24 protein-coding genes are annotated in these 24,938 nt (G+C 69.7%); 16 read left to right on the forward strand and 8 right to left on the reverse strand.

Annotated features, from left to right (window positions below):
- Positions 1 to 3 precede the first annotated feature (3 nt).
- Positions 4 to 633 (reverse strand): response regulator, encoded by a 630-nt coding sequence (locus tag L5G28_RS15905; RefSeq protein ID WP_237002374.1) that lies wholly within the window; start codon positions 631 to 633, stop codon positions 4 to 6.
- A complete protein-coding gene (locus L5G28_RS15910) occupies positions 633 to 1,808 on the reverse strand; it encodes a sensor histidine kinase (RefSeq protein WP_237002375.1) in 1,176 nt (391 codons plus the stop codon). Before L5G28_RS15910 ends, L5G28_RS15905 begins: the two co-directional genes overlap by 1 nt.
- Positions 1,809 to 1,939: 131 nt before the next feature.
- Here L5G28_RS15910 and L5G28_RS15915 point away from each other — a divergent pair, with 131 nt between their 5' ends.
- The 3 genes from L5G28_RS15915 (at position 1,940) to L5G28_RS15925 (ending at position 5,015) form a co-directional block, all read left to right on the forward strand.
- Complete coding sequence (locus L5G28_RS15915) at positions 1,940 to 2,986, forward strand: FtsX-like permease family protein (protein ID WP_237002376.1); 1,047 nt, start codon at positions 1,940 to 1,942, stop codon at positions 2,984 to 2,986.
- Between the two features lie 37 nt (positions 2,987 to 3,023).
- Entirely contained in the window at positions 3,024 to 3,710 is a 687-nt protein-coding gene (locus tag L5G28_RS15920; protein WP_237002377.1) for an ABC transporter ATP-binding protein, read from the forward strand.
- Between the two features lie 174 nt (positions 3,711 to 3,884).
- Positions 3,885 to 5,015: a hypothetical protein gene (locus L5G28_RS15925; protein ID WP_237002378.1), complete on the forward strand. Its 1,131-nt coding sequence runs from the start codon at positions 3,885 to 3,887 to the stop codon at positions 5,013 to 5,015.
- A gap of 81 nt (positions 5,016 to 5,096) precedes the next feature.
- On the opposite strand, the gene glpX is transcribed toward L5G28_RS15925, so the two are convergent.
- Positions 5,097 to 6,086, reverse strand: a complete 990-nt coding sequence (gene glpX, locus L5G28_RS15930) for a class II fructose-bisphosphatase (RefSeq protein WP_236999763.1) — start codon at positions 6,084 to 6,086, stop codon at positions 5,097 to 5,099.
- A gap of 103 nt (positions 6,087 to 6,189) precedes the next feature.
- On the opposite strand from glpX, the gene L5G28_RS15935 reads away from it, so the two are divergent.
- Positions 6,190 to 6,771: a DUF4245 domain-containing protein gene (locus L5G28_RS15935; protein ID WP_237002379.1), complete on the forward strand. Its 582-nt coding sequence runs from the start codon at positions 6,190 to 6,192 to the stop codon at positions 6,769 to 6,771.
- Between the two features lie 9 nt (positions 6,772 to 6,780).
- On the opposite strand, the gene L5G28_RS15940 is transcribed toward L5G28_RS15935, so the two are convergent.
- From L5G28_RS15940 to L5G28_RS15950, 3 genes are read right to left on the reverse strand one after another with little or no spacing between them, the layout of a single operon-like run.
- The gene (locus L5G28_RS15940; RefSeq protein ID WP_237002380.1) at positions 6,781 to 6,999 is read right to left on the reverse strand and encodes an exodeoxyribonuclease VII small subunit; all 219 of its coding nucleotides are present in this window, start codon (positions 6,997 to 6,999) and stop codon (positions 6,781 to 6,783) included.
- Positions 6,996 to 8,243 (reverse strand): exodeoxyribonuclease VII large subunit, encoded by a 1,248-nt coding sequence (xseA, locus tag L5G28_RS15945; RefSeq protein WP_237002381.1) that lies wholly within the window; start codon positions 8,241 to 8,243, stop codon positions 6,996 to 6,998. Before xseA ends, L5G28_RS15940 begins: the two co-directional genes overlap by 4 nt.
- Before the next feature lie 39 nt (positions 8,244 to 8,282).
- On the reverse strand, positions 8,283 to 8,981 hold the full coding sequence (locus L5G28_RS15950) for a lipid droplet-associated protein (RefSeq protein WP_237002383.1): 699 nt from the start codon (positions 8,979 to 8,981) through the stop codon (positions 8,283 to 8,285).
- Here L5G28_RS15950 and L5G28_RS15955 point away from each other — a divergent pair.
- Positions 8,980 to 9,969, forward strand: coding sequence for a 4-hydroxy-3-methylbut-2-enyl diphosphate reductase (locus L5G28_RS15955; protein ID WP_372477242.1), 990 nt, complete (start codon positions 8,980 to 8,982; stop codon positions 9,967 to 9,969). The genes L5G28_RS15950 and L5G28_RS15955 overlap by 2 nt on opposite strands.
- Here L5G28_RS15955 and mycP read toward each other — a convergent pair.
- Both mycP and eccD read right to left on the reverse strand, forming a co-directional pair.
- On the reverse strand, positions 9,899 to 11,218 hold the full coding sequence (mycP, locus tag L5G28_RS15960; RefSeq protein ID WP_237002385.1) for a type VII secretion-associated serine protease mycosin: 1,320 nt from the start codon (positions 11,216 to 11,218) through the stop codon (positions 9,899 to 9,901). The two genes, L5G28_RS15955 and mycP, sit on opposite strands and share 71 nt — an antisense overlap.
- Position 11,219: 1 nt before the next feature.
- Positions 11,220 to 12,674 (reverse strand): type VII secretion integral membrane protein EccD, encoded by a 1,455-nt coding sequence (eccD, locus tag L5G28_RS15965; RefSeq protein ID WP_237002386.1) that lies wholly within the window; start codon positions 12,672 to 12,674, stop codon positions 11,220 to 11,222.
- Between the two features lie 111 nt (positions 12,675 to 12,785).
- Between eccD and eccCa the strand changes: the two genes are divergently transcribed.
- The 11 genes from eccCa to glmS all read left to right on the forward strand — a co-directional run bounded on the left by eccCa (position 12,786) and on the right by glmS (position 24,921).
- Positions 12,786 to 16,727, forward strand: a complete 3,942-nt coding sequence (gene eccCa, locus L5G28_RS15970) for a type VII secretion protein EccCa (RefSeq protein WP_237002387.1) — start codon at positions 12,786 to 12,788, stop codon at positions 16,725 to 16,727.
- Positions 16,724 to 17,857, forward strand: coding sequence for a type VII secretion-associated protein (locus L5G28_RS15975; RefSeq protein WP_237002388.1), 1,134 nt, complete (start codon positions 16,724 to 16,726; stop codon positions 17,855 to 17,857). The genes eccCa and L5G28_RS15975 overlap by 4 nt, the downstream gene beginning before the upstream one ends.
- A 94-nt stretch (positions 17,858 to 17,951) precedes the next feature.
- Positions 17,952 to 18,485, forward strand: a complete 534-nt coding sequence (locus tag L5G28_RS15980) for a YceI family protein (RefSeq protein ID WP_237002389.1) — start codon at positions 17,952 to 17,954, stop codon at positions 18,483 to 18,485.
- 148 nt (positions 18,486 to 18,633) lie between these two features.
- The gene (gene rplM / locus L5G28_RS15985) at positions 18,634 to 19,077 is read left to right on the forward strand and encodes a 50S ribosomal protein L13 (RefSeq protein ID WP_237002390.1); all 444 of its coding nucleotides are present in this window, start codon (positions 18,634 to 18,636) and stop codon (positions 19,075 to 19,077) included.
- On the forward strand, positions 19,074 to 19,592 hold the full coding sequence (gene rpsI / locus L5G28_RS15990; protein ID WP_236999608.1) for a 30S ribosomal protein S9: 519 nt from the start codon (positions 19,074 to 19,076) through the stop codon (positions 19,590 to 19,592). The genes rplM and rpsI overlap by 4 nt, the downstream gene beginning before the upstream one ends.
- A 14-nt stretch (positions 19,593 to 19,606) precedes the next feature.
- Positions 19,607 to 20,956, forward strand: coding sequence for a phosphoglucosamine mutase (gene glmM / locus L5G28_RS15995; protein WP_237002391.1), 1,350 nt, complete (start codon positions 19,607 to 19,609; stop codon positions 20,954 to 20,956).
- A gap of 72 nt (positions 20,957 to 21,028) precedes the next feature.
- On the forward strand, positions 21,029 to 21,319 hold the full coding sequence (locus L5G28_RS16000; RefSeq protein ID WP_237002392.1) for a hypothetical protein: 291 nt from the start codon (positions 21,029 to 21,031) through the stop codon (positions 21,317 to 21,319).
- The gene (locus L5G28_RS16005) at positions 21,316 to 21,930 is read left to right on the forward strand and encodes a hypothetical protein (protein WP_237002393.1); all 615 of its coding nucleotides are present in this window, start codon (positions 21,316 to 21,318) and stop codon (positions 21,928 to 21,930) included. The genes L5G28_RS16000 and L5G28_RS16005 overlap by 4 nt, the downstream gene beginning before the upstream one ends.
- Entirely contained in the window at positions 21,927 to 22,130 is a 204-nt protein-coding gene (locus L5G28_RS16010; protein ID WP_236999604.1) for a hypothetical protein, read from the forward strand. The genes L5G28_RS16005 and L5G28_RS16010 overlap by 4 nt, the downstream gene beginning before the upstream one ends.
- A gap of 10 nt (positions 22,131 to 22,140) precedes the next feature.
- Positions 22,141 to 23,040, forward strand: coding sequence for a dienelactone hydrolase family protein (locus tag L5G28_RS16015; protein ID WP_237002394.1), 900 nt, complete (start codon positions 22,141 to 22,143; stop codon positions 23,038 to 23,040).
- Positions 23,041 to 23,058: 18 nt separating this feature from the next.
- On the forward strand, positions 23,059 to 24,921 hold the full coding sequence (gene glmS / locus L5G28_RS16020) for a glutamine--fructose-6-phosphate transaminase (isomerizing) (protein ID WP_237002395.1): 1,863 nt from the start codon (positions 23,059 to 23,061) through the stop codon (positions 24,919 to 24,921).
- Positions 24,922 to 24,938 lie beyond the last annotated feature (17 nt).

Below are 24,938 nucleotides of genomic sequence, written 5' to 3' on the forward strand. Positions count from 1 at the left end.
CACTTACGGGATGAGACCGCGCTCCCGCGCCGCGGCAAGGACTTTCGTGCGGCTGTTGACGCCGAGCTTGTCGAAGATGTGGACCAGATGCGACTTGACCGTCGCCTCCGAGATGAACATCTTGCGAGCGATCTCTCGATTGGACCCGCCGTCGGCGAGACTCTGGATGATCTCGAGTTCCCGCGCGGTGAGGGGCGCTTCGCGTGAGGTGACGCGGGTCAGCAGCTTGGCAGCGATGGCCGGGCCGAGCACGGTCTCACCGGCGGCAGCGGACCGGATGGCGCCGATCAACGTGTCGGGCGACGCGTCCTTGAGGAGATAGCCGACGGCACCGGCTTCGACGGCGCGCACGATGTCGGCGTCCGACTGGTACGTGGTCACGATCAGCACCTGCGGTGGATCGGCGAGCGCACGGATCGCCAGGGTCGCGTACACCCCGTCCGCGGCCGGATCCGCACCGTGCAGCCGCAGGTCCATCAAGACCACGTCGAGACCGATCGTCGACGCGATCTCGACGGATTCGGCTGCGGCTGCGGCCTCGGCGACGACGGTGAAGTCGGGAACGGCCCCCAACACGGCGCGCAGACCCGCGCGGACCACGGGGTGATCGTCGACGATCATGATGCGGATCATCAGTGCCTTTCGATCGGGACGTTGACGTGGATCGTCGTGCCGTCGGCGGGCGTCGACTCGACGGTGAGTTCCCCACTGCACGAGCGGATTCGGGCGCGCATCGCGCGAAGGCCGAACCCGCTGCCCGCAGTGTGGTCACCGGCTGGCGACGGATTGTCCGGGTCCATGCCCACTCCGTCGTCGACGATGTCCAGGTGCACCTCGCCCGGCAGGTGCGTGAGGGTGACGGCGGCCGACCGGGCGCCCGCATGGCGTCGCACGTTCAGCAGCGCCTCCTGCACTGTCCGCTGCAGCGCGACCTGCACCGGTTCGGGCAGCGACCCTGGGACACCGTGCTCGGCGAAGACAGTGGGGACTCCGTCGTGCGACAGCGCCGCGACCTGCTCGGCGAGCGCTCCGGACAGTCCTTCGGCGGGCGACTGCGGTCCGTCGAGACCGCGGAGGAAACGCCGGGACTCGGCGAGCGCAGTTTGTGCTGTCTCGAGGGCCGTCGCGGTCTGCGACGTGCGCTGCTCAGGTGGCGTCGACGGCGACGTCGCCGCCCGAAGCAACATGATGATGCTGGCGAGCGACTGCCCGGTGCCGTCGTGGATCTCGCCGCCGAGACGTTCACGTTCGGCCATTACACCGGCGTCGCGTTCACGCTCGGCGAGTTGTTCCCGTGTCGCGATCAGTTCGTCGACGAGTCGGTCGCGCTCGACCACCATCGTCGTGATCCGGCCGAACGCCTCGGTCACCGCGACCGCGGTCGCGATGCCGATGAGTGGTCCGATCACGCCGCCGACGGTGAACCTGCCGGTGTCGACGCGCACCGTGGTCACGGCGGTCGCCGCGATCACCACCGCGACGGCGACGGCCACACCGCGCGGTAGGAAATGCCAGCACAGCATGGCCACCACGAATGCGATCCACACGAAGTCCGACGACACGACGGAGAGCCCGATCCAGCCGGCCGTCAAGATCAGGACCCACGGGATCACCAGATCGCTTCGGCCGCGGGTGGACCAGACCGCGCCGATCGCGTACCAGACGGCGAACAGGCCTGCGCACACGAGCGTGAGGACATGCGTCCGGTCGTCGACGACGGTGTTGGCGACGCCGACGATCATCAGCGTCGTGAACAGGATGTGCCCCGCCCATTCGGCGTAGCGGTCGGTGCTGCGATCGTCGGCCATGTCTCCCAGTATCGCTGTGATCCGGTGCGGGCTGCGACGTCTACACCTTTCGATGGATGCCGCGTCGCCGATAGGTGGAGCCGAAAGTGGGAATCCGGGGCGATGCCGGGGGAGGGGGCTGCACGACAAGCTTGAGTAGTCCCGGCGAACTGCTGGGCGAGCAGCTCTCAGGAGGATTCGACGTGTATATCGGCTGGCGCGAGATACGCGACGCCAAAGGAAGATTCGCACTGATCAGCGGTGTGATCGCACTGCTGTCTCTGATGGTGGTCATGCTGTCGGCGTTGACTTCGGGACTCGATGCGGAATCGACGTCGGCGGTCCGTGCACTGCCCGGCGACACGGTGATCACGCAGGCGGCTGCCGGCGGAGAGGCGTCGAGCCTGACCGACAGCCGCGTCGGCGACGCAGCGGTCGGGCACGTCCGCGACGACGACCCGCAGGCGACGGTCCTCGGCGTCGCCACCACACGCGTCACCGCAGACGGCCGTGCGGCCGCCGCAGCGGCGTTCGGATTCAGCGACACCGACGAGGTGACCGTCGACTCCGAGACCGCGGCGTCGCTCGGACTCTCGGCCGGATCGACCGTGGTCGTCGGTACCGAGAAGGTCCGCGTCGACGAGGTCGCCGACACCGGCAAGTACGCACACACCCCGGTGATCCGCATGCCGTATTCGACGTGGATGTCGGCGACGGGCCGGGACGCGGCGTCCGCGGTGCTGACAGCGGCCGCCTCCGCGCCGGGAGGGATGGTCGCCACCTCGCACGGCGACGCGATGTCGCTCGTCCCGGGCTACAAGTCCGAGCATTCGTCGCTGCTGCTCATCCAGGGACTCCTGCTGGCGATCTCGGCGATCGTCGTCTGCGGCTTCTTCGCCGTGTGGACGGGCCAACGGGTGCGTTCGCTCGCGGTGGTCCGCGCCATGGGCGCCGGCCGCAACTACCTGATTCGCGACGGGCTCGGCCAAGCCGCCGTCGTCCTCTTCGCAGGCCTGCTGGTGGGTGGGGGAGTCGGCGCGATCGGCGCCGCGATCGCCTCGGGCACCGTGCCCATCGCGTTCGATGCGTGGTCGATGATCGCGCTGCTCGCGGGCATGGCAGTACTCGGACTGGCGGGTGCGGCGGTCGCCCTACGGCCGCTGGTCAAGGTCGACCCGCTGACCGCACTCAACCGCTGACTCCTCCCTCGATCCACTTCTCAGCAAGGAGCTGCCGATGTCTCTCGTACTCGACAACGTCACACTCACCTACCCGGACGGCGACCGTGACCGCGTGCTGGCCGTCGACGGCGTCAGCCTCTCCGCGCCCCGCGGTCGCCTCGTCGGCCTCACCGGCCCGTCCGGCTGCGGCAAGTCCAGCGTCCTCTCGGTTGCGGGAACGCTCATCACCCCCGACTCCGGTCATGTGGAGGTCGCAGGCGCGACGGTGGAGGACCTCGACGCAGAGGACCGTGCACGACTGCGCCGTGAACAGGTCGGTTTCGTGTTCCAGCACGACAACCTGCTGCCCGAGCTGACCGCGCTCGAACAGGTCCTCCTGCCCGTCCACCTGGCCGGGGGTCGGCCGAGCCGCCACCGGGCTCGTGCCCGGGCTCTACTCGCCGACGTCGGGCTCGCCGATGCGGTGGACCGTCGTCCCGGTCAGTTGTCCGGCGGTATGCGGCAGCGCGTGAACATCGCCCGCGCCCTGATGGGGGAGCCCGCCGTGCTGCTCGCGGACGAGCCGACGTCGGCTCTCGACTCGCACCGTGCCGCAGAGATGATCGACCTTCTCGTGCGCCTGGTGTCCGAGCACGACGTGGCCGCGCTGTTCGTCACCCACGACATGCGGGCGCTCGACGACGCCGACGAGGTGGTCCGCATGCTCGACGGGCAGGTCGCCGAACTCACGCACGCACGGTAGGCGACTCGAGAAGACAGCCGTCGTGACGCGCGGATCAGGTGTCGGGACGTAGAAGCGCCAGAACTCATCTCGCTGAGAGTAGGCCGTCAAACTCGCATATGAGGACTTGCTCGTGAGTGCCCCGATATACGGTGTGAAAGCTCGTAGGCTGCGGCGCGACTGAGTGAGGATTCTGTGGACGACCAAACCACCACGACACGGGTCAAAGCAGTTGGGGTCACCCTGTCGATCGCCCTCGGGGTTCTCGCATTTGTCGCGCCGTGGGTCCGTGTCTCCGTGGACGGCGAGGACCTGTTCGCGTTGACGTTGTCGCATCGTGTGCTCGACGCGGTACCGTTCTTCGACGGCGCTCCCAGCGGATCGCCTTGGTGGGGAATCGCTTTCGCGGTCGTCGCGGCGTGCACCGCGTTAGCTGTGCTGAACGCGGCCACCGCGACCGATGCGTCGACGGCCGCCCGCAGCGGGGGAGCGGCGTTCGCTGTCGGCCTGCTCGCCAGCTTGATCAGGCGGGCCGCTGGCCTCGACCTCGCCATTCCCGACGAGTCGCCGGTGGACGTTCACATGGCGTGGGGTTTCTGGGTAGCGGTGGCGTCCGCGGTCGGACTCGTCGTGGTGCCGTGGTTCGTCGGCGGCGGATCTGAGGAGGACGAGAGTTCGCGGGGCGCGAGCAAGCTCGTCGGCGTCGGCCTCAGCGCGGCGACGGTCATCCTACTGATCGGGACGGTCGTCGATGCGAACAACGACGACGACGACGCGTCGGACACCGCGACACAAGACCACACGTCCAGCGACTCATCGGCTGGGCGGGTCAAGGCGGATCCGTTCGACGTCGGACGCTCCGATAACGACGACGAGGCCTCCGGGGTGCCGGACTCGCACGAACCGCAGCTCGCCCCTGAAGCGGGGAGCGAGATTGAACTGGAACCGGAGACGTTTCCGAGCCCGCCTGTCGCCGACGTCAGTGGCGGAGAATGGCAGCGTGGCGGCCCGTACCCGACGGGACCCGCGTGCGAACTGGACCGACGAAACGCGAACACGAAGTACACGACGTCATCGGACTGTTTCACGTACGAGAGCTCGTATTACTACTGGGCATACGTGAAAGAGCCGAGCCGGACGCCGGTGACCACGCCGATGCCAGGGCCGCCGACTGACAATCCAGTGAGCGGCGGACAGTGGCAGTACATGGGGCCGTACGCCTCGCTCTGGACCTGCGAGCAGGGCCAGCAGGAGTACACGAGCTATTCGATGTCGACTTGCTTCATGCACGAGGGGCAGGCCTACTTCTGGATCTATGTGAAGTGACCTGCCGCCCGTATACGACCCTCCGGCTCGCCAGCTGCACAGCGGAGCACCACGAACCGTCGAGGAATTGGCGGCGGAGGACTAGATGTCCAGTCGCGCGTACTCGCGGAGCTTGGACGTCTGGTGGACGGCCTCGACGGTGCGGATGGTGCCCGACCGGGAGCGCATGACGAGCGAACGCGTCGTCGCGCCGTTCGGGCGGTAGGTGACGCCGCGGAGCATGTCGCCGTTGGTGACGCCGGTCGCGCAGAAGAAGGAGTTCTCGCCGCCGACCAGGATGTCGTTGGTCAGCACGCGGTCCAGGTCGTGTCCGGCGTCGATCGCCTTCTGGCGTTCGGCGTCGTCCGTCGGCCACAGCTTGCCCTGGATCTCGCCGCCCATGCACTTCATGGCGACCGCGCTGATGATTCCCTCGGGGGTTCCGCCGATGCCCATCAGCATGTCGACGGTGCTGTAATCGCCTGCGGCGGCGACCGCGCCCGCGACGTCGCCGTCGGAGATCAGCCGGATCTTCGCGCCCGCCTCGCGGATCTGCGAGAGGAGATCGGCGTGACGCGGACGGTCCAAGACGACGACGGTCATGTCGGCGACGTCGATGCCCTTCGCGGCAGCCACCGAGTTGATGTTCCACTCGACCGACTGGTTGATGTCGATGGCGCCCTTGGCCGCCGGCCCGACTGCGATCTTGTCCATGTAGAACACGGCGGACGGGTCGAACATCGTGCCGCGCTCGGAGACCGCGATGACCGCGATCGAGTTCGGCCGACCCTCCGCCATCAACGTGGTCCCGTCGATCGGGTCGACCGCGACGTCCACCTCGGGGCCCTCACCGTTACCGACGACCTCGCCGTTGTACAGCATCGGCGCCTCGTCCTTCTCGCCCTCACCGATGACGACGGTGCCGCGCATCGAGACAGTGGAGAGGAGTTCGCGCATCGCGTCGACCGCGGCGCCGTCGCCGCCGTTCTTGTCGCCGCGACCCACCCAGCGTCCGGCCGCGAGAGCTGCGGCCTCAGTGACGCGGACGAGTTCCATCGCGAGATTGCGGTCGGGGGCTTGCTTCGTCGACATGGGTCTCCGCTCGTTAGGCACAACTCAGACCTGGACATTCTTTCACGCACAGTCGGCGACCCGCGCCTCAGGGTGTCGTCGGTGCTGATGGATAATGGCAGGCATGGCCGACAAACCCAGGATCCTGCAAGACGGCAAGGACCTCATCTGGTCGCTCATCGCCCTGGGCGTGATCATCCTCGTCGTCGCCGGGGTCGCAGGCAGCTGCAGTTGGGGTTTCGGGTCGGACGCCACCGAGCAGAACGTCCCGCACTTCGACGTCTCCGAAGGGCTCCGCGCCGACGCCAACACCATGGGCTTCCCGATCCGGGACCCGAAGGTGCCGAACGACTGGCAGGCCAATTCCGGTTCCACCCAGGAGATCGCCGAGACGATCTCCAGCAACGTCGGCTGGATCACCGACGGCGGCGCCTACGTCCAACTCACGCAGACCGACGCCACCGAAGAATCGTTGATGCGCAAACTCCTCGGCGACGACACCTCCGGCAACGGAACCCGCGACATCGGCGGCCAGATGTGGGTCACCTACGAGAACCTCGAACACCAGAAGGCGTGGATCGTCGATCTCGGCAACGTCCGGATCGGTGTCAAGAGCCGCGGCAAGGACGACTCCATGCAGACTCTCGCCGAAGCGGTCCTCGCGGCGAAACCGCTCGCAGCCGACCGGCCGATGCCGACGGGCTAGCTGGCCCGGTCAGTCGTCCTCGTCGGCGGGGTTGAGCGCGGCTTCGATACGGCTGCGGGCGCCCTCCAGGTGGGCGGTGCAGCGGGCGGCGAGCGCTTCGCCGCGCTCCCACAGGGCGAGTGACTCGTCGAGACCGAGGCCGCCGCGCTCGAGTGCGGTGACGACCTCCGACAGTTCGTTTCGCGCGTCCTCGTAAGCGAGTTCGTCGACGGGGGCGGGTTCGGTCATGCGTCGTCTCCTTCACGGATGCTCGCGAACGCCGAGCCGTCGGCCACCCGGATGCGCACGTGCGCGCCCGCGGGCAGGTCGTCGACGCTCGCCACAGCGTGCGGATGGTCGATGTCGGTGCGCTGCACCACAGCGTAGCCGCGCGCCAACGTCTGGGCGGGGCCGAGCGTCGCCAGCCGAGCGGCGAGCTGCGAGTTCCGGTGCTCTTCCACCGTCACCAGATGTCGGACGCTGCGCCGCACGTCGACGAGAGCCGCGTCCACCCGCTCCTGTCGACTGTCGATCATGGACAGCGGCCGCGCCAGCACCGGCCGGGCGAGCAGTCCGTCGAGGACACGTTGCTCACGGTGCACCCAGTTGCGCAGAGCGTGCGCGCTGCGCTCCCGCAGCGACGCGATGGAAGCCAGCTCCGCGGTAACGTCCGGGACGGCGTGTTTCGCGGCGTCGGTCGGGGTGGCGGCGCGCACGTCGGCCACCAGATCGAGCAGCGGACTGTCCGGCTCATGCCCGATCGCGCTGACCACCGGCGTCGAACAGTCCGACACCGCGCGCAGCAGCGTCTCGTCCGAGAACGGCAGCAGGTCTTCGACGCTGCCGCCGCCGCGCGCGATGATGATCACTTGGACACGCGGATCGGCGTCCAACGCCGCGAGCTCGGTGAGAATCGCGGGGACCGCCGTCGGACCCTGGACCGGTGTGTCTCGGATGTCGAAACGGACCGCAGCCCACCGTTGTTCGGCGACGGCGACGACGTCGCGCTGGGCGGCGCTGGCGCGCCCCGAGATCAGTCCGACGGTGTGCGGGAGGAAGGGGAGCGGTCGTTTGCGGCGCGCGTCGAACAGCCCTTCGGCAGCGAGCAGCCCGCGGAGCCGTTCGATCCGAGCCAGCAGTTCACCGATGCCGACCGGCCGGATCTCGGTGATCCGCAACGACACCGTGCCACGCCCGGAATAGAAGTTCGGCCGTCCGCAGACGACGACGCGTGTCCCGTCGGTCAACGGAACGGGACTGCGCCGCAAGATGTTCGGGTCACAGGTCACCGAGATCGACATGTCGGCCGCCGGGTCACGCAGCGTGAGGAACGCGGTGCGGGTGCCCGGGCGAGCATTGATCTGAGTGATCTGACCCTCCACCCACACCTGCCCCAGTCGGTGAATCCATTCACCGAGTTTGAAGCTGAGCGTGCGCACCGGCCACGGCGCGTCGGCCGAACTCGCCGGCGTCTGACCTCCTGGCCCGGACATCACTGGTCTGATCCAGACATCACTGGCCTGATCCTGACATCACTGGGCGCTGTCGGCCTTCTTCTGTTCGGCGGCGACGCGGTTGTCGATCATCGTCACGAACGGCGACCGGTTGCGGTTGGCGCGCTCGTACTCGGCGAGCGCCTGCAGATCGGCGAGCGACAGCGAACGGACCTTGGCGCGCACCTGGGCGAGCGTCAACGTGTCGTAGTCGAGGTCGACGACGATCTGCGGCCCCGTGGCCGACGACGACGCAGCGGGCGCGGCCTCGGTCGCACCGGGCGCGACGTCGGCGGTCGACGAACTGTAGAGCGCGAATCGACCCGCACCAGGCTCGGCCGCGGATTCCGTCTGGACGGATTCCGTCGGGACTGGTTCCGTCTGGACTGGTTCAGCGGCCGGCTTCGCTGCGACGGGCTCGGCTGCCTCCGGCGTGACCGCCATGGCCTTCGCCGCCGCCGGTTTCGCAGGCGCGGGCGGCAGCGTGTCATCGTCGTCTTCGTCGAATGTCGCCCACGCAGGCTGCTCTTCGGCCTTGTCGAAGATCGGCGCGAGCACGTCGTCGCCCTTGATGGCGAGTTCGGCGATGTTCTGCTGCAGACGCATCCCGGCCTGCAGTGCAGAGCTGACCGCCGACATCGGCAGCGTGACGACGCGCGTGGGCAGTTTCCGGGTCTCCTCGACGGTCGTGGCCAGCAGACCGGCGACCACACGAGCGGGGTACGGAGGACGATTCATGTACTTAGCTTCTCACAGCCGTACGATTGGTGTTATGGCTGAATCCAAGCGTGTCCTTCTCGCCTCCCCGCGCGGCTACTGCGCGGGAGTCGACCGTGCCGTCGAGGCCGTGGAACGGGCGCTCGACAAGCACGGTGCGCCGGTATACGTCCGAAAGGAGATCGTCCACAACCGGCACGTGGTCGAAACCCTCTCCGATCGGGGCGCGATCTTCGTCAACGAGACCGACGAGGTGCCGGAGAGCGCGATCGTCGTCTTCTCCGCGCACGGCGTGTCCCCGGAAGTGCACCGCACCGCGGCTGAACGAAGCCTGCAGACCATCGACGCCACCTGCCCGCTGGTCACCAAGGTGCACCAGGAGGCGAAGCGTTTCGCCCGCGACGACTACGACATCGTCCTCATCGGCCACGAGGGCCACGAGGAGGTCGAAGGCACGTCAGGCGAGGCGCCCGAACACATCCAGCTGGTGGACGGCCCCGACGCCGTCGATCAGGTGCAGGTCCGCGACCCCGAGCGCGTCGTCTGGTTGTCGCAGACCACGCTGTCGGTGGACGAGACGATGCAGACGGTCAAGCGGCTGCGGGAGAAGTTTCCGCTGCTCAACGATCCGCCGTCGGACGACATCTGCTACGCCACCCAGAACCGTCAGGTGGCCGTGAAGGCGATGGCTCCGAAATGCGATCTGGTGATCGTCGTCGGGTCGAAGAACTCGTCCAACTCGGTCCGCCTCGTCGAAGTGGCGCTGCAGAACGGTGCGAAGTCCTCGTACCTCGTCGACTACGCGCGAGAGATCGATCCGACGTGGCTCGACGGTGTGACGACCGTCGGCCTGACCTCGGGCGCATCGGTGCCCGAGGTGCTGGTGCGCGGTGTGGTCGACCTGCTCGCCGAGCACGGCTTCAACGACGTCGAGACCGTCACCACCGCAGAGGAGACGTTGACGTTCGCGCTCCCGCGGGAGCTGCGGCCCGCACGAACCGCCAACTGACGGCGAGCAGGAGCGCCGCGAGCGCCACGGTGACGAGGATGCGTCCGGCGCCACCGGGCCCGTGTCCAGGCGGGGAGGGAGCGTCGACGGCGTGCCCGACCGCCGGATCCGGTCGCGACGGCAGGTGTGCGGTGAGAGCGGCGACGGGGTCGATGATCCCGGCGCCGAGAGCTCCGTCGTGGCCGCCGCCGTGCGCGGTCGCGACGATCCGCTCGATCACCTCGGCCGCCGACAGATCCGGGAACCGGGACCGCACCAGCGCGACGGTGCCCGCGACGTACGCGGCGGCGTAACTGGTTCCGGCCAGCGGGCTAGCGCCGTCGGCGCCTGCCAACGCGTACACCGGACGAGGGCCGCGGGTGGTCGGGGCGATGCTGACGACGTCGGTGCCGGGTGCGCCGACCGACACCCACGGCCCCCGGAGACTGAACGAGGCCGCGGTGCCGTCGGCCGCCTGCGCGGCGCCGACGGTCACGACCAGAGGCGCGAACCGGGCGGGCGTGGCGACGGTCTTGATGTCGGTGGCCGGATCCGGATTCTGTTCCCGGCACGACGTCGCGTCCGCGAGGTTGCCCGCAGCGGTCACCACGACGACGTCCTTGGCGAGCGCGTACTGCAACGCCTGGCCGACGGCGTCGTCGCCGAGCACCTCCGACGGCGCAAGACAGGCCGTCTCCGAGATGTTGACGACGTCCGCGCGGAGGTCGACGGCGCGCACGATCGCCTTGGCCAGCGTCGCGAGCGGGCCGTAACCGACGCCGACCGTCGCCTCCGCGGCGTTCGCGGCCCGGGACGTCTTCGCGCGGAACGCGCCGGACGACTGCCGGATGGAGACGATCCGCGCTGCGGGTGCGACGCCGACGAATCCGTCACCGGGATCGCTTCGCGCGGCGATGATTCCGGCGACCAGCGTGCCGTGGACGTCGCAGTCGGACAAGCCGTCGTCGCCGGACACATAGTCGCCGCCCGCGACGAGCCCCGGCAGTCGACGATGCGGTGTCACACCGGTGTCGATGACCGCGACGGTGACCCCTTCGCCGCGGCTGAATCGGTGCGCAGCGGCGACGTCGAGCAGGTCGTGGCCTGCCGGGACGTCGGCGGCGGCCGTCGCGACCGGGCGGGCGCACCGCGCATGCTGTTCGGTCGGCGTCAACGGGCCGAACGGCGCCGCCGACGGGATGGCCGACGCGATTCCCGGGCACGAGGTCAGGAGCAGGAGGGCGGCCGCGGCCGCCCGCACCACGCGCACGTCACCACTCGCGGACGAGTCGGTACGCGTCGAGCACCCACAACAGGAGCGGCACCACGACGACGAGGATGCCGATCTGGACGAGTTCCACGGCCCGCACCTGCAGCGGCGAGAAGTCGCGTCCCGCGGCCACCGTCCCGACGAGGAGCCCCGCCGCGCCCAGCGCGGCCGCCGCACACATCGCGGTGACCGCCGTCGACGATCCTGAGCCGACCTGGATCGGGCCCACGCACATTGCGGCGACGATGATCCCGGCGACAGCGCACGCCCCACTCAGGATGAGTGCCGTCGACTGGATGCGATCGGCGTGGACGCGTCCGCGGACCAGCAGCGACGCCGCTGCCGCCGCACAGTACGCGAGGACGACGGTGTCGGGCGATCCGACGGCGGCCGTCACGGTCACCGCGACCACGATCCAAACCCCGGCGCCTGCCAGGATCCCGGTCAGGTACGACGATGCCGCCGCGGTCCGCCGGGAGAGTGCTGCGAGGTCGCCGAGGGCGAGGTCGGCGAGGGCGCCGAGCGGATCGGCGGGGACAGGACCGAGGGCGTCGACGCCGTCGACCACCGAACGTCGGGCCGTCGGGTCACCGGTCGGCGGCGCAGCCACCGGCACCGGCGGCAGCGGGAGGCCGCCGAGTGCGATCGCGATCCGGCTCGCCGACGGCAGCAGCAGGACACCCATCGCCGCGGACGTCGCCGCGATCGACAGCGGCGGAGCCGACCACACCGACGCGAGCCCGCCGGTCAGCGCGGCGCCGAGCCCGACCGTCGCGATCGCGGTGTGCAGTGCCGCGGCCGTTCCGGTCCCGCGATGGCCGAGCACCGCGAGCGTCCCGGCGACGACGCCGGCGAGAGCGACCTGCGCGGGCAGTCCGCCACCGCCGGCCGCGACGCCTGCGGCCGCACCGAACACGCACGCGGTGACGGACAGGGTCGCGCACAGCCGTGGATCGGAGCCGAGCCTGCGGCCGGTCAACGCGGCGACCATCGACACGGCCGCCGCCACCGGCGTGAACAGCAGGGGAGCGGCGGCATCGCCCGCGTAGACCGCGACGATCGCTGCCACAGCCGAGACGACCGCGGCCAGCAGGACGGCCGCGTATGCGGCCCACCGCGCGGAATCGGCCGTCCACTCGCTGCGGGATTCGCGCGTCAACGCCGTGACGCCTGCCGCCACGTCATCGACCATCGCGCCGGGGCTCTCCGGCGGGTCGTCGGTCAGCACGAGGAGGTCGCCGTCGTGCACGTCCGCACCTTGCAGAGTCGCGGTGGTGGGCAGCGGCGGCCCGCCCACGCGGGCCAGCGTCCAACAGGCGCCCGTCGCGTCGACGTGCAGCAGTGCGAGCAGATCGGGCAGCAGCGCGGCCAGTGGGACGTCCGCCGGTGCGGCCACGTCGACTTGGGTGCGTCCCCCGATCACCGAGATCCGAACGGATTCAGTCACAACGGTCATTTCGCAAACCCTCCCCCGAGGTTCGGTGTACAACCAGTGCATCGCCGCGAGGCGACGATGGCGTCGAGATAACCACTTCGACGCGATCGGTGTGGGGGATTCGGGGGAATCATGAACACAGAGAGCTTTTCGGGCACGAACGCGGCAAGCTGGACGCCGACGATCGGTCACCGGCGTCGTCCTCGGCCGCCGCGGACCGCGCCGCCACCCGGCGATCTGACTCTGGCGCCGCCGCCCGAACTGGCGCGGGCCGTCCCGCAGAACATGCTGCTCCGGCTGATGCCCGCCGTCATGGTGATCGCCGTCGTCGGAATGATCGCCATGATGGCCGTGACCGGCGGTCGGTCGGCGTTCGCGAACCCGCTGTTCCTCATGTTTCCGCTGATGATGGTGATGTCGATGGTCGGGATGGTGGCCTCCGGCGGGCGCGGCGGCCCCGCCCGGGCCGCCGAAGTAAACGAAGACCGCAAGGACTATCTTCGGCATCTGGCGGCATTGCGCGACACCGCGGACGAGGCGGCCGCCGTCCAACGTGCGGACACCGAACGCGATCATCCCGACCCGCGGTCGCTCGCGTCACTGATCGGGACGGCCCGCATGTGGGAGCGGCGGCCGTCCGACGATGACTTCGGCGACGTCCGGATCGGGCTCGGCGCACATCGGCTCGCAGGCGACCTGACGCCGCCGGAGACCGCGCCCGTGGAGAACGTCGAACCCGTGTCGGCGGTGGCGCTGCGCAGATTCGTGCAGGCCCGGTCGGCGGTGCCCGGCCTGGCGACGGCGCTCGCCCTGCGTGGGTTCCCCGCGGTCAGCCTGTCCGGACCGCACGACGACGTCCACGCTCTCATGCGGTCGGTGGTCTGCCGACTCGCCGTCCAACACGGTCCCGACCATCTCGGCGTCGCAGTCGCCGTCGCCGACCCGATCGCCCCGCACTGGGACTGGATCAAGTGGTTGCCGCACGTCGGGCACCCCGAACGGGTGGACGGGCTCGGTCCGACACGGATGATCTACCGATCGCTCGCCGCACTCGAAGACGATCTGGCCGACCACCTCGCCGACCGTGGCCGCTTCTCGCGGACCGACCCGTCGCCGGGGTTACGGCATCTTCTGGTGATCGTCGGCGACGAGGCGTTGACCGGCGAGGAGGAGTTGATGCTCGGTGCAGGCCTCGACGGCGTCACCGTCCTCGAACTCGGCGAGACCGCCGACTCGCTGGCTGCCCGCCGCGGACTGTCGTTGATCGTCGACAGGGATCGACTGTCGGCGAGAACTGCTGCAGGAGTTGAGGAGTTCGCGACCGCCGACGCGTGCGGGCTCGCGAACGCCGAGGCCATCGCGCGGCGGCTGGCACGGTATCGGCCTGCGTCGTTCGGTGCGCTCGCCGACCTCGACACCCCGATCACCGCCGCCGACCCCGGTCTGCCCGGGCTCCTCGGCGTCCCCGATGCGGGCGGTTTCGACCCGTCCCTGGCCTGGCGTGGCCGACACGGTGCGCAACGTCTACGCGTCCCGATCGGCTACACGGTCGACGGGACGCCCGTCGACCTCGACCTCAAAGAGAGCGCCCACGGCGGGATGGGACCCCACGGGCTGTGTGTCGGGGCGACCGGATCAGGTAAATCCGAACTGCTCAGGACCCTCGTACTCGGCTTGATGGCCACGCATTCGCCCGACGAACTGAACCTCGTCCTGGTCGACTTCAAAGGCGGCGCAACGTTTCTCGGCCTAGAGTCGTCGAATCATGTCGCGGCCGTCATCACGAACCTCGAACACGAGTTGGAGATGGTCGACCGGATGGCCGACGCGCTCTCCGGCGAACTGCACCGCCGCCAGGAACTGCTGCGCGCGGCGGGCAACTTCGCGAACGTCACCGATTACGAGCGGGCCCGCGCCGCGGGCGCCGACCTGCCGCCGTTGCCCGCGCTGGTCGTCGTCGTCGACGAATTCTCCGAACTGCTCGCACAGAAGCCGGACTTCGCCGAACTGTTCGTCGCGATCGGCCGACTCGGACGGTCGTTGCACATCCACCTGCTCCTCGCCTCGCAACGATTGGAGGAAGGGCGTCTACGCGGACTCGACAGCCACCTGTCGTACCGGATCGGGTTGAAGACATTCTCCGCCAACGAATCCCGCACCGTGCTCGGAGTACCCGACGCCTACCATCTGCCGAGCGAACCGGGGGCCGCCTACCTCAAATGCGACTCGTCGACGCCGGTGCGCTTCCGGACGTCGTACGTGTCCGGGCCGTACACCCCGCCTGCCGCCGACGCCGTCGCCGGAGAACGCGGGCCAGCGGGCGTCGTCCGCATCTGGAACGCCGACACCATAGTGCGACTGCCCGCCGACGACGAGGAACCCGCCGAGCACGAGACCGACACGATGGCGCCGACCGTGTTGGCGACACTCGTCGGACGGATCGACGGCCACGGCTCACGACCGCACCCGGTGTGGCTGCCGCCGCTGGAACCCGCGATCGGCCTCGACACCGTGCTCGCCGAGACCGGCGGTTCGCCCGGCCGACTCCGCACGGTCCTCGGCATCGTCGACCGCCCCTACGATCAGCGGCGCGACCCGCTGCTCGTCGACCTCTCCGGCGCCGCCGGTCACGCGGCGGTCGTCGGCGGGCCGCGATCGGGCAAGTCGAGCGCGCTCTGCACCCTCATCGCCGGCCTCGCGCTCGGCCACGCACCCGGCGAGGCGAGCGTGTACTGCCTCGACTTCGGCGGCGGAGCGCTCGCCGCGATCGCCGGACTGCCGCACGTCGGCGGCGTCGCGCCGCGCACTAGGCCGGACGCGGTGCGCCGCACCGTCGCCGAAGTGGCCGGTGTCCTCACCGCGCGAGAAGCGGCCGCGCCGGACGGCCTCGACGACGGGTACGGCGACGTCTTCCTGGTGATCGACGGGTTCGGCGTCCTGCGCAACGAGTTCGAAGAATTAGAAGAACAGGTGACCGACCTCGTCGCACGCGGCCTCGCATACCGGGTGCACGTACTGGTCGCCGCCGCGCGCTGGGCCGACATCCGACCGAGCGTGAAAGACCTGCTCGGCACCAGGATCGAACTGAAACTCGGCGACGCCCTCGACTCCGAGATGGACCGTCGCAGTGCCGCGCGCGTGCCCGCAGACCGGCCCGGCCGCGGCATCACCGCAGACGGACTGCACCTGCTGATCGCCTCGCCGAGCATCGACGGATCGACGACGGCCCTCGTCGACGAGGTCGCCGCACGGTATCCCGACGAGCGGGCGCCCGCCGTCCGGACCCTCACGACGCAACTGACGGCAGCCGAGTTCGCCGCCCACGAACAGCCGTCGAGCCCCGGGCAGGTCGCGATCGGGCTCGGGGAGGCCGAACTTGCGCCGTTCGTCGTCGACTTCGCCCGCGAAGCGCACCTGCTGGTGTTCGGCGACGCCGAGTCCGGCAAGACCAACACACTGCGCGTGCTGGTGGGCGGGCTCGTCGCATCCGGGCCCGCGACCGATGTGAAGATCGTGCTCGTCGACTACCGGCGGACCCTGCTCGGCGCCGTCACCGGCGACCACCTCGCCGGATACGCGACGTCGACCCGGACAGCGGCGCCGATGATGGCGCAACTCGCCGAATTCCTCACCGCCCGGCTGCCCGCCGACGACGTCAGCGCCGACGACCTCGCCGACCGCAGTTGGTGGACCGGACCCGACGTCTACCTGGTGATCGACGACTACGACCTCGTCACGAGCCCCGCCGGAAACCCGCTCGCACCGATCGCCGACCTCCTCGGCCACGCCCGCGACATCGGGCTGCGGGTGATCCTCGCGCGCCGGTCGGGCGGTATCGGGCGTGCCCTGTTCGACCCGTTCATCGCCCGCATGCGGGACCTCTCGTGCGACGTGTTCCTGATGGCGGGCGACCCCGACGAGGGCTACATCGTCGGCAGGCATCGGATGCGCAAGCTCGGCGTCGGGCGAGGCGAATACATCTCGCGGAGCCGTCGCGCCGAAGCCGTCCAGGTGGTCGCACCCGACATGGTCGCACCAGACGGGGTCGCACCAGACGGGGGGACCGACCGGTGAGCGGCGTCCTCGACCTCGGATACGGCGAGAACCATCGCGGCGTCGACGAGATGTTCGAGCACATCGACGAACCCGGGCTGGCCGTCCCGATCGTCGTCCCGCCGGGAACCGTGCAGGTCACGCATCCGTCGACGTGGGGTACGCGCCGGATCGCCGAACTCACCCGCCGACTCGCCGCGGTCGGCGTCACCGCGACCCCCGTGCCGCGGGCTCTCGCCCTCGCACGGAGCCACGCCGACGCGTCCGTACAGCGTTGCGCGGTGATCGAGACCGCAGTCGTGCCGTCGACCGGCGGCCACTGGGCGGCACATCTCCTGCAGTTGCGTGACGGCGACTGGACGATCACCGGCGTCGCCGTCACACTGCCCGCCGACGTCCCCGAAGACGACGAGTGGGCGACGATCGTCTCGGCCGCCGACGTCGCCGTCGTCGACGGCCCCGACCCGGCGTCGATCGACGACGCGCTGCGGACTATCACCGCACCGTCCGGTGGTGTGGTCCGCGCCGACCGGGCGCTCCTCACCAGGCACGGGGGACGAGCGGTATCGACGCGCGCCAGGTTGGCCGCGGCGATCCCGCCGCCGCCCGCACCGTCGCCGCGCCCCAAGACGCCGCTTGTGGTCGGCGTCGTCGCGTGCGCACTCCTCGGCCTCGGCTGGTTCCTGGTCAAACCGGGTCCGTCGCCCGCCGAGTCGGCGACGACCGATCAGCGGGTCGGGCCCGTGCAGGTGAAGGCGCCTGCGGGCTGGCAGCGGTCGGACCTGTCCGACGACCGTCCCGCCGACGGTTCCGGGGAGCGAGCGGTGTTCACCGACTCCGACGGGAGCCGGATCGTCGTGGTCGTCACCACGCTGCGGGCCGGGTCCACACGGGCGAGCGTCGCGGAGAGCATGGCCAACCGGATCGCCCAGCGCGCCGACGACGCGGTCCTCGAGTTCGCGCCCGACACCGTGTTCGGCGGGCGACGCGTCATCTCCTATCGGGAACGTCCCGAATCCGGCCCGCCGATCGCCTGGTACGTCGACGTCGAACGGTCGATTCAGACGAGCGTCGGATGCCAGCGGGGGAGCGGCGAGCAGGCGATCGACACAGTCTGCGCCGACGTCGTCGCATCGCTACGACCCGCGTGACCTCACTTTCCCCGCTCAGCGCCGGCATCGTCTCTGGAGCGAATGCCGACGCTGAGCGGGGAAAGTGAGGTCACGCGCCCGTACGCTGGCGTGCATGAGCATCACGACTTTCGGCCCGGCCACCGGAGAACTCACCCTGCACACGGGCGTGGCGGGCAAAGCCGCCCGCACCGGGCACAGTCTGACGATCGGTTTCACCGACTGGTCAGCGACCGTCGACGTCGACGCGCCGTCGCAGGTGCGGGTCCGCGTCGTCGTCGACTCGCTCCAGGTGATCTCCGGAGAAGGCGGCCTCACGCCGATGAGCGCACCCGAGCGCGGCGTCGCCCGCGGCAACGCGGTCAAGTCGTTGAAAGCCGACGAGTTCGCCGAGATCACCTTCGTCTCGACCGGTGTCGCCGTCGACGGCGACGGGTACCGCATCGACGGGACGCTCACCATCGCCGGGCGCTCTCGTGAGCACCGCGTGGTCGTCGCGCCGTCGGGCAGCGGCGCGGACCGACGTGTCGCAGGCGAGACCACGGTGCGCCAGACCGACTTCGGCATCAAACAGTTCTCCACGATGATGGGCGCGCTGAAGGTCGCCGACGAGGTGACCGTCCGCCTCGACCTCTCCGTCCCGGAGTAGGCGCGACCCGTTTTGACCTGCGCCGCCGCGGCCCCGTACTCTGGATCGCTGGCAGCGTGCGTTTCGCGCCCCCGGGTCCCCACTGGTCGCCGGGAATCGGCGTGCACGCCTGCCTGACCAGCAACGAACGATCAAGTGAGGACCTACTGTGGCTACTTACAGCCCCAAGGCAGGTGACGTGACCCGCACGTGGCACGTCATCGACGCCACCGACGTGGTGCTCGGCCGCCTCGCCGTGCAGAGCGCGAATCTGCTCCGCGGCAAGCACAAGCCGACCTACGCCCCGCACGTCGACGGTGGCGACTACGTCGTCATCATCAACGCCGACAAGGTCGCGATCAGCGGCAACAAGGCGAACGACAAGCGCATCTACCACCACTCGGGTCACCCGGGCGGCCTGAAGTCCCGCACCGTCGGTGAGGTCCTCGCGACCCGTCCCGACCGTCTCGTGGAGAAGGCTGTCAAGGGCATGCTGCCGAAGAACAAGCTCGGCGATCAGATCGCCCAGAAGCTGAAGGTCTACGCAGGCCCGAACCACCCGCACGCGGCTCAGCAGCCCGTCCCCTTCGAGATCAAGCAGGTTGCCCAGTGAGCGAGAACGAGAACATCGAGGTCGTCGCCGCCGAAGAAGAGATCGTCCTGGAGGACGGCTCGTACACGAGCGAGTCGATCGAAGAGGTCGCCGTCGAAGGCGCATCGACCCGCGGCCCCGTGGTCCTGGAACACCCGATCCAGACTGTCGGTCGTCGTAAGGAAGCTGTCGTCCGTGTCCGCCTCGTCTCGGGCACCGGTGACTTCCGCCTCAACGGCCGCACCCTTGAGGACTACTTCCCCAACAAGGTCCACCAGCAGCTCATCAAGGCTCCGCTGGTGACCGTCGAGCGCACCGACTCGTTCGACATCCACGCTCGCCTCGTCGGCGGCGGCCCGTCGGGTCAGGCAGGCGCGCTGCGTCTGGCAATCGCCCGCGGCCTCATCGAGGTCAGCCCCGAGGACCGTGCGGTCCTCAAGAAGGCTGGCTTCCTGACGCGTGACGCACGTGCGGTCGAGCGTAAGAAGTACGGCTTGAAGAAGGCCCGCAAGGCTTCGCAGTACAGCAAGCGCTGATCGACTTCGCTACTGTGGCACGCCTTTTCGGCACCGACGGCGTCCGAGGCCTGGCCAACGCCCAGCTCACTGCAGAGCTGGCGTTGCGCCTGGCTTCGGCCGCCGTTTCTGTTCTCGGTGCACAACAGAACTCCCGAGACGATGCGTCAGGCCGCCGGCCTCGTGTCGTGGTCGGTCGAGACCCCCGAGCTTCCGGCGAACTGCTCGAGGCCGCCCTGTGTGCGGGCCTCGCGGCCGCCGGTGCGGACGCGATCCGGGTCGGTGTGGTGCCGACCCCCGCAGTCGCATTCCTGACCGCGGATTACGGCGCCGACTTCGGCGTGATGATCTCCGCGTCACACAATCCGATGCCCGACAACGGCATCAAATTCTTCGCGGCAGGCGGACACAAGCTGGCCGACCATGTCGAGGACGCCATCGAAGCCGCCATGGGCGCGCCGAACCCGCGTCCGACAGGCGCAGGCGTCGGGCGTCTCCACGACGCCCCGGACGCCGAGGAACGCTATCTGGGTCACCTCGCCGCGTCCGTCGACGGCTCGCTGGAGGGGTTGACGATCGTCGTCGACGGCGCGAACGGCGCCGCGTCGACCATCGGCCCGAACGCGTACGAGGCGGCGGGCGCGACGGTGATCGCCATCCACTGCCGGCCCGACGGCGTGAACATCAACGACGGCTGCGGTTCGACGCACCTCGACGTCCTGCAGGCCGCCGTCCTCGAGCACGGCGCCGACCTGGGCCTCGCACACGACGGCGACGCCGACCGCTGTCTCGCCGTCGATTCGACGGGCGCCGTGGTCGACGGCGACATGATCATGGCGATCCTCGCCCTGGACATGCACGAACGCGGTGAACTCACCGACGACGTGCTCGTCGCGACCGTGATGAGCAACCTCGGTCTGCACCTGGCGATGCGCGACGCGGGGATCGACGTGAAGGTGACCGGTGTCGGTGACCGCTACGTCCTGGAGGAGCTCCGCAAGGGCGGGTATGCGCTCGGCGGCGAACAGTCCGGCCACATCGTGATCCCGGCCGCGGGCACCACCGGCGACGGTGTGCTCACCGGCCTGCGGCTGGCGGCTCGGGTCGCGTCGACCGGTAAACGTCTCGCCGACCTCGCGGGCGTCGTCACTGTGCTCCCGCAGGAACTCATCAACGTCCCGGTCAGCGACAAGCATGCCGTCGCCCTCGCCGAGACGGTGCGGCAGGCGGTCTCGATCGCCGAACGCGAGCTCGACGGTTCTGGTCGAATCCTGTTGCGCCCCTCGGGGACCGAACAACTGGTCCGGGTCATGGTCGAGGCGGGCACGCATGAGGACGCGCGCGACATCGCCGCTCGCGTCGCCGCCGTCGTCGCCGCTGTCTGAGGACTACCGCCCCTCTCTCGGCGTGTCGGGGAACCCGGGCGCGTCCCGCTGCGTCCAAAGAGTATGAGGCAGATGACGGGCGTCCACGTCGACGCTGACGGACTGATCGATCACACCGCGCGCCAGGCGGCGCTCGCGTCCGATGCCGCCGACTGCGTCGCCGAGCTCCGCGCCGGCGGGTTCGGGGCATGGTGGCGCGACGGACGGGAGACCGGCCTCGACGCCCGACTCACCGACCTCGCGGACCGTCTCGAGAACGCAGCGGGCGGCGTCGGCGACGCCGCCGGGCGCGTCCGACGGAACGCCGCCGAAATGGCGGCCGCGGACACCGCCGTCGCGCACGGTCTGCGGAGTCTGCCGTGATCGATGACCTCATCATGATCCTCGACGTCGGGGCCGACCTGGGTCTGATCGCATACGACGAGACCGTCGTCCGCGCGCCGCACCGCGACGCGGAGGCGTTCGACGTCGACGCGCTCGCCGCCGACGCCGCCCGACTACGGGCCACCGCGCGTCTCCTCGACGACGCGACCGTGTCGACCGACGTCTCCTTCGGCGACCTCTGGTCGGGGAGCGGCGGCGGCGCGGCAGGCATTGCGTTGGCGTCCGCGACGACGAACGTGGACGCGGTCGTCGCCGAGATCGCCGAGACAGCGGCCACGCTCGACGCGGCGACGTCGACCGTCACCGACGTCATGGGCCGCTACCGTCACGCCATGGCGACCGTCTGCGAACCCACGATCTGCGGGATCGACATCGGCGCGCTGCGCATCAGTGTCGCGGCCGGATCGGTGGCCCGCGACGATGTGCGTGGCGAACTCATCGCACGCATCGAGTACGCGGACACCGTCGGCCGGACGGTCACCGAGGCGCTCGCCGACACCGTTCGCGCCGTGAGCGCCGATACGGGCGCCGCCGACGACGGCCCAGGGCATCCGTCCGCAGGCGAACTCGTCCTAGCGGGCAGGCGATGAGTGCCGCCGACCGGATCGTCCGTTCCGGGGACGTCGCGGCCGAGGCCTTCGAGGACGCCGAACGCCGCTACCTGCTCCGCAGGCAGACTCCGCCACCACGACCCGCGCCTGCCGCACCCGCCGACACTGCGCTCCTGCCGCCGCTGCTCGAACCGGCGGTCCGGCGGCGGGTGCGCGAGCGAGGCGCCTCGCCGGGTTAGGGTAGGAACCGTGTTCGGGAAGAAAGTGGTGGCGCCGCCGCCCGACAAACTGATGGCAGAACTCACACGACGCGGACCCCACAAGGTGGACCGCGGGGATCTCGGCATCGTCGGGATGAGCGGCCAGATCTTCGCGCCACGCGTCGGCACCAAGCTGCCGGCCGTTGCCTTCGCCCACGACTGGCTCGCCGCCAGCCCGCGCTACCGCGACCTGGTATTCCACCTCGCGTCATGGGGCATCGTCGTCGCCGTCCCGGACGGGCAGACCGGAGTCTTCGCCTCCGACATCGACCTCGCCACCGACCTGCGGGCCGCCGTCACCGTGCTGCAGAGCGTCCAACTCGGCGACGGCACGGTCAGCGTCGACCCGCACCGCGTCGGCGTCGCCGGACACGGCTTCGGTGCCGCGGCAGCGGTGCGCGCCGCGTCGGACGCCGTCCTCCTCGGACGCCCGCCGATCGCGCTGAGTGCCCTCGCCACCGTATTCGGCGCGCCGACCACCGCCGATCTGCTGCCCGCCGCGGCGACGGTCACCGCGCCTGCACTCGTGCTCGCGGCCGGTGGACAGATCGACTCGATGACCGGGAATGCGCTGGCCCTCGCCGAGAATCTCGGCGGAGATGTGGTGTTCCGCACCATCGAGGCCGCCGACAATCGCGGCCTCCTGGAACGGCGGGGACTCAAGGCGTTCCTCGGCGTCAACGGCGCCGACAAGGACACGCACGGCCCGGTCCGCGCCCAACTCACCGGATACCTGCTGCACACGCTGACCGGCGACGAGCGGTACGCGGCGTTCTCCGACCCGGAAGCCACGATGGGCGATGCGGTCGCGACCTCGGTGGACGAGGCCGAGCCCGCCGCGCTCGATCACCTGTCACAACTGCTGGGAGCGAAGCCTCCCAAGGAGTAGCCGGTACTCTTTTATCTCATGTGCGGAATCGTTGGATACGTGGGCGCGCGCCCCGCGTTGGGCATCGTCGTCGACGCTCTGCGTCGGATGGAATACCGGGGGTACGACTCCGCCGGAGTCGCCATTCTCGACGGTGACGGAGGGCTGGCCGTCGAGAAGAAGGCGGGCCGGCTGGAGAATCTCGACAAGCAGATCGCCGAGGTCGGCGCCGAGACGCTGCGCGGCAGCACCGGCATCGGCCACACGCGGTGGGCGACGCACGGCCAGCCGACCGACCGCAATGCGCACCCGCACGTGAGTGCCGACGGCAGGCTCGCCGTCGTCCACAACGGGATCATCGAGAACTATTCGCCGCTGCGCGTCGAACTCGAGAACGCAGGCGTCGAGTTCTCGTCGGACACCGACACCGAGACCGCGGTTCACCTGCTGGAACGCGAATACGCCTCCGGGGAGCACGCGGGCGACTTCGTGGCGAGCGCGTACGCGACGCTGCGCCGTCTGGAAGGCGCGTTCACGCTCGTGTTCACCCACGCCGACCACCCAGGCACCATCGTCGCCGCCCGCCGGTCCACGCCGCTCGTCGTCGGTGTCGGCGACGGCGAGATGTTCGTCGCCTCGGATGTGACCGCGTTCATCGAGCACACCCGCGACGCTGTGGAGCTCGGCCAGGACGAGGTCGTCGTCATCACCGCCGACAGCTACTCGATCACCGACTTCGACGGCGCCGCGACCGGCGGCACCCCGTTCCACATCGACTGGGATCTCGCAGCCGCCGAGAAGGGCGGTTACGACTACTTCATGCTCAAGGAGATCGCCGAGCAGCCCGAAGCCCTCGAGAGCACCATGTCCGGACACCTCCAGGACGGCCGCATCGTCCTCGACGAGCAACGACTGTCCGACCAGGATCTTCGTGACGTCGACAAGGTGTTCGTCGTCGCCTGCGGCACCGCCTACCACGCGGGCCTCATCGCCAAGTACGCGATCGAGCACTGGACGCGGTTGCCGGTCGAAGTCGAACTGGCCAGCGAGTTCCGCTACCGGGACCCGGTGCTGGGACGTTCGACGCTCGTCGTCGCGATCAGCCAGTCCGGCGAGACCGCCGACACCCTCGAGGCGGTCCGCCACGCCAAGGACCAGAAGGCCCGCGTCCTCGCGATCTGCAACACCAACGGCGCCCAGATCCCGCGCGAATCCGATGCAGTGCTGTACACGCACGCCGGACCGGAGATCGGTGTCGCGTCCACCAAGTGCTTCCTCGCGCAGATCGCCGCCGCCTACCTGGTGGGTCTGGCGCTGGCGCAGGCGCTCGGCACCAAATACCAGGACGAGGTGGTCCGGGAGTTCACCGAACTCGAGCAGATCCCGGCGGCCGTCCAGACGGTCCTGGAACAGATGGAGCCGGTCCGCGAGTTGGCCCGGTCGTTCGCGTCGAGCGACACCGTCCTGTTCCTCGGCCGTCACGTCGGCTACCCGGTGGCCCTCGAAGGCGCGCTGAAGCTCAAAGAGCTCGCGTACATCCATGCTGAGGGCTTCGCGGCCGGCGAGCTCAAGCACGGCCCGATCGCGCTCATCGAGGACGGTCTGCCGGTGATCATCGTGATGCCGTCGCCGACCGGACGCGCCCTGCTGCACTCGAAGATGGTCAGCAACATCCGCGAGATCCAGGCGCGCGGTGCGACGACCATCGTGATCGCCGAACCGGACGACGAAGCCGCTGCGGCCATCGCCGACCACCTGATCCCGATCCCGGCGACGCCGACACTGCTGCAGCCGCTCGTGTCGACGGTCCCGCTGCAGGTGTTCGCCGCGACCGTCGCGCAGTCGCGCGGGTACGACGTCGACAAGCCGCGGAACCTGGCCAAATCGGTCACCGTCGAATAGCGCAGGAGGCGGCCTCG

The organism is Gordonia liuliyuniae, from assembly GCF_021739025.1.
Lineage (GTDB): Bacteria > Actinomycetota > Actinomycetes > Mycobacteriales > Mycobacteriaceae > Gordonia > Gordonia liuliyuniae.